This is a genomic window from Streptomyces sp. NPDC005878, assembly GCF_040629815.1.
Classification (GTDB): domain Bacteria; phylum Actinomycetota; class Actinomycetes; order Streptomycetales; family Streptomycetaceae; genus Streptomyces.
In genome coordinates, this window is record NZ_JBEXWK010000022.1 from 49729 (window position 1) to 63448 (window position 13720).

Annotated in this window: 9 protein-coding genes; 3 read left to right on the plus strand and 6 right to left on the minus strand. The window is 73.8% G+C overall.

What is annotated here, in order from left to right; all coding sequences use genetic code 11:
- The first annotated feature begins 159 nt into the window (after positions 1–159).
- A complete protein-coding gene (locus ABZ404_RS27485) occupies positions 160–2724 on the plus strand; it encodes a SpoIIE family protein phosphatase (RefSeq protein ID WP_358832548.1) in 2565 nt (854 codons plus the stop codon).
- A gap of 74 nt (positions 2725–2798) precedes the next feature.
- Here the strand turns inward: ABZ404_RS27485 and ABZ404_RS27490 are convergent, their stop codons facing one another.
- Both ABZ404_RS27490 and ABZ404_RS27495 read right to left on the minus strand, forming a co-directional pair.
- Positions 2799–3515, minus strand: a complete 717-nt coding sequence (locus ABZ404_RS27490) for a PspA/IM30 family protein (RefSeq protein ID WP_358832549.1) — start codon at positions 3513–3515, stop codon at positions 2799–2801.
- Positions 3512–5557, minus strand: a complete 2046-nt coding sequence (locus ABZ404_RS27495) for a TPM domain-containing protein (protein WP_358991002.1) — start codon at positions 5555–5557, stop codon at positions 3512–3514. The genes ABZ404_RS27490 and ABZ404_RS27495 overlap by 4 nt, the downstream gene beginning before the upstream one ends.
- 244 nt (positions 5558–5801) lie before the next feature.
- On the opposite strand from ABZ404_RS27495, the gene ABZ404_RS27500 reads away from it, so the two are divergent.
- A complete protein-coding gene (locus ABZ404_RS27500; RefSeq protein WP_358836315.1) occupies positions 5802–6755 on the plus strand; it encodes a glycosyl hydrolase family 18 protein in 954 nt (317 codons plus the stop codon).
- Positions 6756–6833: 78 nt separating this feature from the next.
- Here ABZ404_RS27500 and ABZ404_RS27505 read toward each other — a convergent pair whose 3' ends face one another.
- From ABZ404_RS27505 to ABZ404_RS27520, 4 genes are read right to left on the minus strand one after another with little or no spacing between them, the layout of a single operon-like run.
- Entirely contained in the window at positions 6834–7607 is a 774-nt protein-coding gene (locus ABZ404_RS27505) for a succinate dehydrogenase/fumarate reductase iron-sulfur subunit (RefSeq protein ID WP_358836313.1), read from the minus strand.
- The gene (locus ABZ404_RS27510) at positions 7604–9553 is read right to left on the minus strand and encodes a fumarate reductase/succinate dehydrogenase flavoprotein subunit (protein WP_358836312.1); all 1950 of its coding nucleotides are present in this window, start codon (positions 9551–9553) and stop codon (positions 7604–7606) included. The genes ABZ404_RS27505 and ABZ404_RS27510 overlap by 4 nt, the downstream gene beginning before the upstream one ends.
- Positions 9553–10371, minus strand: a complete 819-nt coding sequence (locus ABZ404_RS27515; protein WP_358836311.1) for a hypothetical protein — start codon at positions 10369–10371, stop codon at positions 9553–9555. Before ABZ404_RS27515 ends, ABZ404_RS27510 begins: the two co-directional genes overlap by 1 nt.
- A 22-nt stretch (positions 10372–10393) precedes the next feature.
- Positions 10394–10681 carry a hypothetical protein gene (locus tag ABZ404_RS27520; protein ID WP_358836310.1) on the minus strand — a complete coding sequence of 96 codons (288 nt, stop codon included), beginning with the start codon at positions 10679–10681 and terminating at the stop codon, positions 10394–10396.
- Positions 10682–10993: 312 nt separating this feature from the next.
- Here ABZ404_RS27520 and ABZ404_RS27525 point away from each other — a divergent pair, with 312 nt between their 5' ends.
- Positions 10994–13516, plus strand: coding sequence for an ABC transporter family substrate-binding protein (locus ABZ404_RS27525; RefSeq protein WP_358836309.1), 2523 nt, complete (start codon positions 10994–10996; stop codon positions 13514–13516).
- Positions 13517–13720 lie beyond the last annotated feature (204 nt).

Here is a 13720-nt window from a genome sequence, read left to right on the forward strand (position 1 = left end):
AGGGACGAACGATCACCCCTGCCCGGAAGACGGCGCCCGAGTGCGGCCGGAAAAGAACGAGACCGGGATGTGATCGTGAACGCCGTGTCGGTGGCGGCCGTAGTACTGAATACTGCGGTCAAGGCCGGTCCGGTGCGGTGAGCTGGAGGGGACGGTCGCGTGAGCGAGATACCTGGGACGGCGGGCGGCGTCGTGTGGCAGAGCAGCCCGCCTGGCTCGATCTATGACTACATCAGGGTCGCCTCGTTCTCGATCGGGCCCGACGGGCTGGTCGAGCAGTGGAGCCGACGGGCCGAGGAACAGTTCGGGCTGTCCGCCCGCGAGGTCGTCGGACTCGACCCGGTCGACGCCTTCATGCCCCCCGAGCTGCGCACCACGGGCCACCGCCGGGTCGCCGAGATCCTGGACGGGCGCGAGTGGACCGGCCTGGTCCCCTTCCGTACGCCCGAGGGCCAGGGGCGGCACGGGCTCGCCGAGCTGTATGTGATGCCCAGTGAGACGGCGGCCGGGAAGCGCGGCGCGCTCTGCATCGTCGTCGACGTCCGGGCGCTGCGCGGGATAGAGACCGACCTCGCCGCCTCGCAGGCCATTTTCGGTCAATCTCCCTTCGGCTTCCTGCTGTTCGACACGGACCTCACCGTCCTGCGGGCCAACAGGCGCTTCGCCACCGTCTTCGGCGGCGAACCGGACGAGCACCGCGGCCGGACCGTCCACGACTACCTGGGCCGCGCCGAGGCCGACCGGATGGCCGCCGCCCTGCGGCGCGTCCTCGACACCGGGGAGGCCGTCACCGACCTCCAGCTCGTCGGCACCGCGCCCGGCGACCCGGCCCGCCGGCACTGGTCGATCAACCTCTACCGGGTGCACAGCGGGACCGGCCGCCCCATCGGCGTCGCCAGCCTCGGCATCGACGTGACCCGCCGCCACAACGCCGCCCGCGAGGCCGCCGACGCCCGCCGCAACCTCGCCCTCCTCAACGAGGCGGGCAACCGCATCGGCAACTCCCTCGACCTGGAGACCACCGCCCGCGAACTCCTCGACGTCGCCGTCCCCGGCTTCTGCGACCTGGCCTCCGTCGACCTCTACCAGGCGCTGCTCGCCGGGGACGACGCCATCCAGAACCGGGTCGACGGCAAGGCCGAGCTGCGCCGGGTCGCCTTCGCCAGCGCCGTCTCCGACGCGCCGCCCACCCTCACCGGCGGCACCGCCCCGGCCGCGACCGTCTCCGTCGGGGACGTCCACCGCTACCCCTTCCACTCGCCCTGCGCCGACGCCCTGCGCACCGGGCGGCTGCGCGCCGTACCGGGCGGCGAGGGCAGCCTGGTGCACACCACGCTCGCCGTGCCGATGGTCGCCCACGACACCGTCGTCGGCCTGGTCCAGTTCTCCCGCGCCAAGGGCAGCGAGCCCTTCGGCGAACGCGACCGCGCCCTCGCCACCGAACTCGCCTCCCGCGCCGCCGTCTGCATCGACAACGCCCGCCTGTACCGGAGGGAGCACGAACGCGCGCTGATACTCCAGCGCTCCCTCCTCCCGCCCGGCGACCCCGAGGCCGCCGGGCTCGACATCGCCTGCCGCTATCTGCCGGGCAACGCCGCCACCGAGGTCGGCGGCGACTGGTTCGACGTCATCGAGCTCCCCGGACACCGCACCGCCCTGGTCGTCGGCGACGTGATGGGCCGCGGTCTGCGGGCCGCCGTCGCCATGGGCGAACTGCGCACCGCCGTACGGACCCTGGCCATGCTCGACCTGGAGCCCGCCGAAGTGCTCTCGCACCTCGACGAGATCGCCCGGGGCCTGGGCGACCCCGGCGGCCCCGACCGCGCGGGCGCGGGCAACCGGCGCGGGCGCCCCGGCTCCCGCTCCGCCCACAAGTCCCGCGAGGCCGACCTCTCCGAGGTCTACCTGGCGACCTGTGTGTACGCCGTCTACGACCCGGTGACGCGCCGCTGCTCCATCGCCAACGCGGGCCATCTGCCGCCGGTCCTGGTCGAGCCCGGCGAGCCCGCGCTGTTCCTGGACATGCCGCCCGGGCTGCCGCTGGGCGTGGGCGGCGAGCCGTTCGAGGAGATCGAGGTCGACCTTCCCGAGGGGACCCTGCTCGCGCTCTACACCGACGGTCTCGTGGAGTCCCGCGACCACCCCCTGGACGAGGGCCTGCGGGCCTTCCGCAAGGCCATCAGCGACCCGGTCGCGGGCCTGGAGGACGTCTGCGACCAGGTCCTCAACACCCTCGACACCCGCCACGGCGAGGACGACATCGCCCTGCTCATGGCCCGGATCCAGGGCCTGCCCACGGACGCCGTCGGCGACTGGCGGCTGCCGCGCTCGCCGCGCTCGGTGGGCCGCGCCCGCGAGCTCGCCCGCACCCAGCTGCTCGCCTGGGACCTCGACGACCTCGTCGACACCACCGAACTGCTGGTCAGCGAACTCGTCACCAACGCCCTGCGGTACGGCGAGGGCGAGGTGCGGCTGCGGCTGCTGCGCGACCGTACGCTCGTCTGCGAGGTGTGGGACGCGGGTCTCGTCCAGCCGAGACGGCGGCGGGCCCGGGACACCGACGAGGGCGGCCGGGGGCTCCAGCTCGTCGGGCTGCTGAGCGCGGCGTGGGGCTCGCGCCGCACCCCGCGCGGCAAGACGGTCTGGTTCGAACTCGCCCTCCCCGACGGCGAGTCCACCCCGGTCGCGGAACTCACGGAGGAGCAGTTGCTCAGCATGTACTGAGCAGGGGGCGCGGGGCGGTCCGGGGAAAGGCCCGGCTCCGGGGAAGCCGTTCGGCCGGGGGCGGTGCCCGCCCCCTACGTCGTCGCCTTCAGTGCCGCCAGCCGCGCCTCCACCTCCGCTGTCTCGCCCGGTGCGTCCAACTGCTCGAACTGGGCGTCCAGCGTCGAGGCGGCGAACCGGCCCGCGTCCCCCGTTCGCGCCTCCTCGCGCCGCAGCTTGTCCTCGAAGCGGCGTATCTCGTACGCCGGGTCGAACAGGTCGACGCTGCCCAGACCGTCCGGCATCCGGCCCGGCCCGCCCGCCGGGGCGGCCCCGTCCGCCACCTCGCGCTCCTCCGCCCGCAGGACGTCCAGCTGGGACTTCATCCGGGACAGGCCCGACCTGAGCCGGTCCACCACCTCCGTCTGCGTGGCGATCACCGGTTCCGCCGCCCGCGCCTCGTTCTCCGCCCGCACCTGCCTGCCCAGCGCGACCTTGGCGAGGTGATCGAAGCGGTCGGCCTCCTGGGCCGAACCGTTCGCGCGCAGCCCGTCGGCCCTCCTGCTGGCGGTGACCGCCTGGCCGCCCCACTCCCGGGCGACGGCCAGATCCTCGCCCCGGTCGCCCTCCAGCAGCCGCAGCTCGCGCAGCGCCGAGGCGAGGGCCTCCTCCGCCTCCGCGATGGTGCCGGTGTACTCCCGGACCAGCTCGTCCAGCATCTTCCGCGGGTCCTCGGCCTGGTCGAGGAGCGCGTTGACGTGGGCCTGCGCCAGCCGGCCGACCCGGCCCAGTACCGACTGCCTGTCGCTCATGGCTCTTCTCCTTGCCCAGAAGCGTTCCCTTGCCCCGAAGCGTTCCCGTGGTCCGAAGGGTTGCCGTGCGCCCCGTGGTCGTTCCCGCCGAACGTCCTCGGTGCGTCCTCCTCGACGCGTACGTCCGTGTCCGCGAGGGCGCGTGCCCGCCGCGCCAGGGCGTCCGCCCGCAGCACCTCGGCGAGGGCGCCGTCCGCGTCCGGTACGGCCGCCCCGGCGGCCCGGGCGAGGTGGCGGCGGGCCTCCGACAGGCGGGTGCGGGCGGCGCAGCCGACCGCGTCCCGGTGGGCGGTGACGCGGTCCTCGGCCGCGGCGACGGCCGCCCGGGCCGCGAACGTCGCCCGGTCCAGGAGCGCGCGGGCGTGCTCCACGCCGCCCTCGCGCTCCCGTACACCCAGAGCCGTCAGGGCCTCGCCCAGAGCGGCCTCCGCCAGGACGACCCGGCGCAGTGCGTCGAGCGGGTCGTAAGGGCCGGCCGCCCGCGCGCGTCCCACACCGATGAGCACCGCCTCGGCCCGGGCGATCCGTGCGGGCAGGCCGTGGGGATCGGCGGCCCCGGACCGCTCGGCGGGGGCGCTCACCTGCCGGGCCGCCGTCACCGCCGCCCGCGCGCCGGCGAGCCCCGCGGGCAACCGTTCCTCGGCCTCCGCGAGTTCACCGGCGCGCCGGTCGACCCCGTCCACCAGCGCGGTCACCAGGGCGACGGCGCTCTCGGCGGCGCGCACCCGCGCCGCCGCCTCACCCGGGTCCTGCGCGTCGAGCGCCTGGCGGGCGGCGTTGAGGGAGGCCGTGGCCGCCACCAGGTGCTCCTTGGCCTCCTCGACGTGGCTTTCGACGGGCGCGGTCGCCCCCGGCGCGTACCTCTGGCGCAGCGCGGTCAGGGCCGAGTCCGCGGCGGCCGTGCGGCCGGTGAGCGTACGGAAGGCCGTCTCGGCGCCTTCGAGCGCCGGTGAGGGGTCCCGCTCCAGCGCGCGCAGCGCGTCGAGGGTCTCCGCCTCGGCGTCCAGGCGGCGGCCGGCCGCCGCGCACCGCGCGACGATCTCCCGCAGCATCCGGCGCCGCGCCGCGCCGCCCTCCTCGGGCCGCTCCGGCTCGTCGGGCGGGGCGGGCCCCTCCGGGAGGGCGAGCCCCCGCGGGGGCGGGTCGTCGTCGAGCTGCTGGCGCAGCCGGAACGCGGTGGCCAGTTCGGACCGGGCGTACGTGAGGGCCCCGGCGAAGGGCCGGGTCGCCGCGTCCCCCAACTGCGCGAGCGCGAAACCCAGTTCCTCGTCACTCGATCGTATGGCGTCATCGGTGGCGACCAGGGTCCGGTCCGCCTCGGCCTCCAGGACGGCGAGGTCCGGCGGGGCCGTGTCCGGCTCCCACTCCCGGGCGCCCGCGCCATGGGTGCTCGCCGGTGTCGTCCGGGTCGCGGCCCGCCGCCTGCGGCGCGCGTACGCGTAGGCGGCGACCAGGCCCGCCGCGGCGAGGACGGCGACGGGCAGTACGTAGTCACCGGCCACGGTGGAGCCGTCGCGCCGGCCCGGCCCGGCCAGGGCGGTGTCCAGCCCCTCGGCGGCGCCCACCGCCGTCCCGGCCCAGTCGCCGCGCCGCAGCGCCGGCTCCACCGACTCGCGGGCGACCTCGCCGAGCACCTGGTCGCTGAGCCGGAAGTCCTGGTCGACGGAGTACGCGTACTGGCGGGTGCCGGTCGCGACGGCCAGCAGGACGTCGTCGCGGCCGAGGGAGTTCTGCTGCGCGGTGGTGTCGGCCCAGTCCTGGGAGGTACGGCCGGAGAAGTCGCCCACGTACACCGCGAAGAGCTGGACCCCGCGGTCCTCGTGGAGGCGGTCGAGCGCGGCCGCCACCCCGGGCTCGCGGGCGCCCAGCGCCCGCGCCCGGTCGGTGATCCACCCGCTCGCGGAGAGCGTCACCGGGTCCTCCGCCCGCGCGGTGCCCGCGCCGGGCAGCGCGGCCCAGCACGTGGCGAGCAGCACGGCCACCAGGGCCCGGACGGCCCGGACGGCTGTGCGGGGTCCGGTGCGACTGACACGCGGCGTCACATTTGTGAGCGTATGGCGGTATCTGCCGCTCCGCGACCGGGAGGGGGCACCCGGGACCCGCCGGTCCGCCCCCCGCTCGTTGGGCAGCACGCCACCGGGAGGTCATACTTCCACGGCACACTGACAGTCAGGGGTACTCGTGCGGACAGCAATATCGGCCGGAGTCGACGGTCTGCGCCGGTGGTCGCGGCGCCCGGCACGGACGTGGGTGCGGCGTGCCGCGCTGGCGGCCGTGCTCCTGGTGATGGCGCCCATGGTGGTCGGCGCGGTCGCGCTGCGCAGCAGCTACGCGGGCGACCCGGGCGAGGGCACCAAGTCGCGCGGGCGCGACGCCATCTGGCTCGGCCACGCCTGGGTCGACGGCCGCAAGGGCGAGGCCGACCTGGACGCCTTCGCCGCGCGTGTACGGGAGACGGGCATACACGACCTGTACGTCCACGCCGGGCCGCTGGAGCACGACGGGACGCTGCCCGCGGGCCGCTACCCAAAGGCGCGCTGGCTGGTCGACGGCGTGCACCGCAGGCTGCCCGGGGTGCGGGTGCAGGCGTGGCTCGGCGACAAGCTCGCCACCGAGGGCCCCACGGGCCTGCGCCTGGAGCGGGCGGCGACCCGTACCGCGATGGTGGACTCGGCGCGCCACGCCCTGGCGGACGGCGGCTTCGACGGCGTCCACTTCGACCTGGAGCCGATGCCCTCGGGCAACCGCCCCTTCCTGCGCCTGCTGGAGGCGGTACGGCCCGTCACGCGCGCGCACCACGCGACGCTCTCGGTCGCCGCGCACCAGATCGACCCCGTGCCCCGCCTGCACGCCGCCGCCGGCAAGATCGCCGGGCACCCCAAGTGGTGGTCGCAGGCGTACTTCGGGCAGGTGGCCAAGCGCGTGGACCAGATCGCGGTGATGTCGTACGACACGTCGATGCCGCTGGAGAGCCTGTACGGCGGCTATGTCGCCCAGCAGGCCTCGCTGGCGCTGGAGGTCACGCCCAAGGACACCGACCTGCTGATGGGGCTGCCGTTCTTCCAGACGGAGACCATGGGCCACCACGCCTCGGCCGAGACGGTGCAGGCGGCGGTGCGCGGGGTGCGGCTGGGCCTGGGCCGCACCGACCGGCACCGCGAGCACTTCGGGGTGGCGCTCTACGTCGACTTCACCGCGCGTGACCGCGACTGGGCCGCCTACGACAAGGGCTGGAACTGAGGGAGCGCGGTACGGCGGCGGGGCCCGGCATCCTTACCGATGCCGGGCCCCGCCCTCTTCCTTACAGAAGGCTCCTGCCTAACTCCCCGGCCGACGGCCGATCTTGCTGCCGAGCCAGACCAGCGGGTCGTACTTGCGGTCCACCACCCGCTCCTTCAGCGGGATCAACGCGTTGTCGGTGATCTTGATGTGCTCGGGGCAGACCTCGGTGCAGCACTTGGTGATGTTGCAGTAGCCCAGGCCGTGCTCGTCCTGGGCGGCGCGCTTGCGGTCCAGGCCCGTCTCCTCGGCCGCGTCCAGCGGGTGCATGTCCAGCTCCGCCACCCGCATCAGGAAGCGCGGCCCGGCGAAGGCCCCCTTGTTCTCCTCGTGGTCGCGCACCACATGGCAGGTGTCCTGGCACAGGAAGCACTCGATGCACTTGCGGAACTCCTGCGAGCGCTCCACGTCGATCTGCCGCATCCGGTACTCACCCGCCGCGACGCCCTTCGGAGGGACGAAGGCGGGAACCTCCCGCGCCTTCTCGTAGTTGAAGGAGACGTCGGTCACCAGGTCGCGGACGATCGGGAATGCCCGCAGCGGGGTGACCGTGATCGTCTCCTCGCGCGCGAAGACCGACATCCGGGTCATGCACAGCAGCCGGGGCCGCCCGTTGATCTCCGCGGAGCAGGAACCGCACTTGCCTGCCTTGCAGTTCCAGCGCACGGCCAGGTCGGGGGCCTGGGTGGCCTGGAGGCGGTGGATGATGTCGAGGACGACCTCGCCCTCGTTCACCTCCACCGTGAAGTCCTTCAGGGCGCCCCCGCCGGTGTCGCCCCGCCAGACCCGGAAGCTCGCGTCATACGTGGTCACTCGTGGAGCTCCTCTTCGGCGAGGTACTTGACCAGCTCCTCCTTCTCGAAGAGGGCGAGCAGGTCGGCACGGATGGGTTCGGTCTCTTCGCGTGTCAGTCGGATCTGCCCCCGGGCCGGGTCGGCCGCTCCCGGATCCCCGGCGGGGTCGGCCAGCCGGCACAGCAGGTTCGCCCGCCGCCAGCTCCGGTCCATCGCGGGCCAGTCCTCGCGGGTGTGGCCGCCCCGGCTCTCGGTGCGCTCCAGCGCCGCGCGCGCCACGCACTCGCTGACCAGCAGCATGTTCCGCAGGTCCAGGGCGAGGTGCCAGCCGGGGTTGAACTGGCGGTGCCCCTCCACCCCGGCCCGCCGGGCGCGGACGCGCAGCTCGGCCAGCTTCTCCAGGGCCTGCCGCATCTCCGCGTCCCGGCGGATGATGCCCACCAGGTCGTTCATCGCCTGCTGGAGCTCCTGGTGCAGGGTGTACGGGTTCTCCGGCGCGGCGTCCGCGGCCCCGGCCGGTTCGGCGCTGAAGGGCCGCAGTGCCTCGGCCGCCGCCAGGTCCACCTGGGCCTCGTCGACGGCCGGGCGGGCACCGGCGAGCGCCGAGGCGTACCCGGCGGCGTGCAGCCCGGCGCGGCGGCCGAAGACCAGCAGGTCGGAGAGGGAGTTCCCGCCCAGGCGGTTGGAGCCGTGCATCCCTCCGGCCACCTCGCCCGCCGCGAAGAGTCCGGGCACCCCGCGCGCGGCGGCGGTGTCGGAGTCGACGGCGATGCCGCCCATCACGTAGTGGCAGGTCGGGCCGACCTCCATCGGCTCGGCCGTGATGTCCACGTCCGCCAGCTCCTTGAACTGGTGGTGCATGGAGGGGAGCCGGCGCCGGATGACCTCGGCGGGCATCCGGGTGGAGACGTCCAGGAAGACACCGCCGTGCGGGGAGCCGCGGCCGGCCTTGACCTCGGAGTTGATGGCGCGGGCGACCTCGTCGCGCGGGAGCAGTTCGGGCGGGCGCCGGTTGTGGTCGGGGTCCTCGTACCAGCGGTCGCCCTCCTCCTCGGACTCCGCGTACTTCTCCTTGAAGACGTCCGGCACGTAGTCGAACATGAAGCGTCTGCCGTCGGAGTTGCGCAGCACCCCGCCGTCGCCGCGCACCGATTCGGTGACCAGGATCCCCTTGACCGAGGGCGGCCAGACCATGCCGGTGGGGTGGAACTGCACGAACTCCATGTTCAGCAGCGGCGCCCCGGCCAGCAGCGCGAGCGCGTGGCCGTCGCCGGTGTACTCCCAGGAGTTCGACGTCACCTTGAAGGACTTGCCGATGCCGCCGGTCGCCAGGACCACGGCCGGGGCCTGGAGGACGAAGAACCGGCCGGACTCGCGCTCGTAGCAGAAGGCGCCCGCCACCCGGTCGTCCTCCGTCGGGCTGTGTTCTTTCAAGATCCGGGTGACCGTGCACTCCTGGAAGACCTTGAGGCGGGCCTCGTGGTCGCCGAACTCGCGCTCGTCCTCCTGCTGGAGCGAGACGATCTTCTGCTGGAGGGTGCGGATGAGCTCCAGGCCGGTGCGGTCGCCGACGTGGGCCAGCCGCGGGTACTCGTGGCCGCCGAAGTTGCGCTGGGAGATCCGGCCGTCCGGCGTACGGTCGAACAGCGCGCCCCAGGTCTCCAGCTCCCACACCCGGTCGGGCGCCTCGCGCGCGTGGAGCTCGGCCATCCGCCACTGGTTGAGGAACTTGCCGCCGCGCATCGTGTCGCGGAAGTGGACCTGCCAGTTGTCGCCGGAGTTCACGTTGCCCATGGAGGCGGCGATGCCGCCCTCGGCCATCACGGTGTGGGCCTTGCCGAAGAGGGACTTGCAGATCACGGCGGTACGGGCGCCCTGCTCGCGGGCCTCGATCGCGGCCCGCAGGCCCGCCCCGCCCGCGCCCACCACGACCACGTCCCACTGCTGGCGTTCCGCTTGCGTCATCAGAAGAACCTCGGATCGTCGAAGGCCCCGGTGGCGAGGAAGTACACGTACAGGTCGGCCAGCGAGACGCTGATCAGCGAGGCCCAGGCGAGCAGCATGTGATGGCGGTTCAGCTTCCCGGCCCAGCTCCACATCCGGTAGCGCACCGGGTGCTTGGAGAAGTGCCGCAGCCGGCCGCCGACGATGTGCCGGCAGGAGTGGCAGGAGAGGGTGTACGCCCAGATCAGCACGATGTTGGCGGTGAAGACCAGGGTGCCGAGACCCATGTGGCCCCACCGGTAGTGCTCGTCGCGGTAGGCGAGCACCGTGTCGTACGTGAGGAAGGCCGCGACCGGCAGCGCGAAGTAGAACGTGTACCGGTGGATGTTCTGGATGATCAGCGGGAAGCGGGTCTCGCCCGTGTACCTCTTGTGCGGCTCGGCCACCGCGCAGGCGGGTGGCGAGGCCCAGAAGCCCCGGTAGTAGGCCTTGCGGTAGTAGTAGCAGGTGCCGCGGAAGGCGAGCGGGAAGATCAGGATCAGCAGGGCGGGGGAGAGGCCCCACCAGCTGCCGAAGAGGTCGGCGTTCGGGCCGCCCCGCATCGGGACGCAGTTGTCGGCGACGCACGGCGAGTAGAACGGCGAGACGTAGGGAGCGGCGTAGTAGTCGTCGTTCACGAAGGCCCGCCAGGTCGAGTAGACGACGAAGGCGAGCAGTCCGGCGGCGGTCACGGCGGGCGCCAGCCACCAGCGGTCGGTGCGCAGGTGGCGGGGCGCGATGGCGGCGCGCGAGGCGCCGGACACGCCGGTGAGCGGTTGGGGTTCGGTGCCTGTGGCCAACAGTGGCTCCCGTTCCGTTCAGTCAGGGGGCGCGCCGGTCGCGGGCGCCCAGACCTTCGTCGTCCGAGTCCGTCCACAGCGAGGTGTCGTACGGCGTGTCCGGGATGGTGAGCAGGTCGGGGCGCGCCTCGGTGGCGGGGGCCGCGGTCTGGCGCAGCAGCGCGACGCTCTCGCGCAGATGGTCGGTGTCGGTCCGTATCCGGCGGATGTCCAGCCCGTCGTCGCCGATCTGTTTCTCCAGCCGCCCCACCGACCTGACCAGGTCGTCGAGACAGCGCTGAACGGCCGTCAGCTCCTCGTGCAGGGACATGGCGTGCCTACCTTCCGCAGTGGCGGGCGGCGGTGACCGGTCATGCGGGAGGGCGACCTCCCGTTCCCCCGAAAGGTCATGCGCCTGAGAGTGTCGCGCGTCACTTCCGTGGTTGTGAAGGTGTGTGCACCGGGTTCCCGGGGCGCACACCGAGTCGCACGCGCCCCTCGTTGCGCCGCATGGGTGGGATCCGGCCGCCGCCGCGCCGTGTCGCGGTACGGACGGGGGCGGCGTCCTCTTCAGTGGGTGGGCAATACGTGTGATCATCGCGAAATGCCACCAAGCACACAAAATTGACGAAGAGGTACAGACATGCCCCACGTCGGCGTCCAGCGCGGGAGGGCATCTTCCCGGGCGACCCGCACCGTCGCCGCGATCCGCACCGTCGCGTCGCTCCGGTCCGTCGCGCTGCTCACCTCCGGTGTGCTGGCGCTCCCCGCCCTGGCCGGCTGCTCCTCGGGCGACGACGCGGCCGACGCGCTCGTCGCGCCCCAGGACATCGGCGCGGCGCCCCGGCCGCAGGTCGCCGACGGGGGAACCCTGCGCTGGGCCGTCGACGCGATGCCGCAGACGCTCAACGCCTTCCAGGCCGACGCGGACGCCGCGACCACCCGCGTCACCGGCGCGGTGCTGCCGTCCCTCTTCATCCTGGACCAGCGCGGACGCCCGCAGCGCAACCCGGACTACCTGGAGAGCGCGGAGGTCGTCCAGCGCGAGCCCAAGCAGGTCGTGCTCTACAAGCTCAACCAGAAGGCGGTGTGGAGCGACGGCCGCGAGGTCGGCGCCCCCGACTTCGTCGCCCAGTGGCGGGCGCTGAGCGGGCGCGACACCGCGTTCTGGACCGCGCGCAACGCCGGGTACGAGCGGATCGAGAAGATCGAGAAGGGCGCCAACGACCTGGAGGTCAAGGTCACCTTCGCCAAGCCGTACGCGGACTGGCGCGCCCTGTTCAGCCCGCTCTACCCCAAGGACGTCACCGGCACGGCGAACGCCTTCAACGACGGTGCCCGCACCAAGCTGAAGGCCACCGCAGGACCGTTTCTCCTCAAGGCCTACGAGCACGACAAGGGCACCCTGACCCTCGCCCGCAACCCGCGCTGGTGGGGCCGGCCCAGCAAGCTCGACGAGCTGGTCCTGCGGGCCGTGCCGCGCGACAAGCGGGTCGCCGCCCTCGCCGACGGCAACCTGGACGTGGCCGAGATCGACCGGTCCGCCGCCGACCGCATCACCCAGGCCGAGCGCGACAAGGGCGCCGGCCGCGGCGCCGAGGGTCCCGGACTCGCCCACGGCGTCGACTCCGCTCTCACCCCCGCCTCCGCCCTGCGCTCCTGGGCGGTCGCGCACGGCTCCGACGAGGAGCGGGCCGAGGCCGAGGCGCGGGCGCGCAAGCAGACCCGCGAGGCCATCGCCCGGTACGCGGACGAGCAGACGGGCCTGGCGCGGCTCGCCATCCGCAAGTCCCTGGAGCCCGCCTACACCCAGCTCGCCCTCAACGGCAGCACCGGTCCGCTCGCCGACGAGCGGGTGCGGCGCGCGGTGGCCCGGGCGCTGGACCGCCAGGAGCTGGCGGAGATCGTGCTCAAGCCGCTCGGGCTGCCCGCCCGGCCGCCCGGCAGCCATCTGGCGCTGGCGGGCCAGCCGGCGTACGCCGACAACAGCGGCGCGCTCGGCGGGCAGGACACCCACGAGGCGCAGGCCCTGCTCGCGGACGCGGGCTGGACCCCGGGCGGCGCCCGGCAGAAGTCCGGCACCGGCACGACCAAGGCGGGCAGCAAGGCGTCCGGCGCGGGCGCGGACGGCGACGCCAAGCGGGAGAGCGCCGGGGACGACGGCACCTACATCGTCGGCGACGACAAGGCCAAGAGGGTCCGGTCGAGCCCGAACCTGTACTCCCTGGGCGGCGCGAAGGTCGGCGAGGGCCCCTACTACGCGGACGAGGAGAAGCCCGCCGGCTCCTCGCACGGCCGGGAGGACTCCGGTGGGAGCGACGACCGGCCGGGCGACAACCGGCCCGGCGGCTCCGGCCCCGGCGCCGACACGCATGTGCTCGCCCCGGCCCGCGCCGCCGCGCTCCAGGAGGTCGCCCTGATGCGGCAGGCCGACGCGCTGGACGACGCCGGCTCCGGCCACCGGGGCGCCGCCCAGGACGAGGCGGCCGGCCGGAGCGAGCACGGCACGGGCAGGGACGCCCACCGCACCGAGGCCCAGCACAAGGGGGGCGCGCCCGGCGCGTACGCCCCCAAGGGCACCGCGGCCCCGGGAGCGGCCGGGCCGCTCGGCAAGGACGGCAAGCCGCTCAGCCTGCGGTTCGTCCTGCCGTCGGGTCCGGGCTCCGAGGCGCTGCGGGCGGTGGGCGACCGGATCGCCCAGATGCTCCGGGCCGTCGGGATCAGCACCGAGGTCTCCAAGGTGGCCGACGACAGCTACTTCAAGGACCACATCGCCTCGGGCGACTTCGACCTCGCCCTGTACTCCTGGCCCGGCACCGCCTACCCGGCCACCGACGACCGGCCGGTCTTCGCCAAGCCCGAGCCCGCCTCGGACGGCTCGCTCGTCGTCGAGCAGAACTACACCCGGGTCGGCACCGACCACATCGACCAGCTCTTCGACCAGGCGGCCGGGGAGCTCGACGAGGACGAGGCCCGCGAACTGGTCCGCAAGGCGGACGCCCGCATCTGGGCCGCGGCCGGTTCCATCCCCCTCTACCAGCGCCCCCAGCTGGTCGCGGTGAAGCCCAACGTGGCCAACGCGGGCGCCTTCGGGTTCGCCACCCCGCTCTTCCAGGACATCGGTTTCAAGAAGTCGGACAATGCCCCGAAGAAGCCTGAGAAGTAACGGAACGGACCCCCACCCGCCTTAAGAAACAGCAGGTCACAACCTCAGAACTGGCTCAAGTCCCTTGCCCGTCGGTCCGCCGGCGGGCAAGGTCGTACCTGCCCTTGACCCGGCCATGGGGCGGCCTCGACCAGGGCTGCCCCGCTGCTCCCCGCACCCCGATAAACGATCACAGGTTCGGCCCGGGAGGCCTCCGGCGCGCCA

Coding starts and splice junctions, on each gene's coding strand:
- ABZ404_RS27490 (WP_358832549.1), bottom strand. CDS start 3,515: ATGAGCGACAGGCAGTCGGTACTGGGCCGGGTCGGCCGGCTGGCGCAG.
- ABZ404_RS27500 (WP_358836315.1), top strand. CDS start 5,802: ATGGCGCCCATGGTGGTCGGCGCGGTCGCGCTGCGCAGCAGCTACGCG.
- ABZ404_RS27520 (WP_358836310.1), bottom strand. CDS start 10,681: ATGTCCCTGCACGAGGAGCTGACGGCCGTTCAGCGCTGTCTCGACGAC.
- ABZ404_RS27525 (WP_358836309.1), top strand. CDS start 10,994: ATGCCCCACGTCGGCGTCCAGCGCGGGAGGGCATCTTCCCGGGCGACC.
- ABZ404_RS27510 (WP_358836312.1), bottom strand. CDS start 9,553: ATGACGCAAGCGGAACGCCAGCAGTGGGACGTGGTCGTGGTGGGCGCG.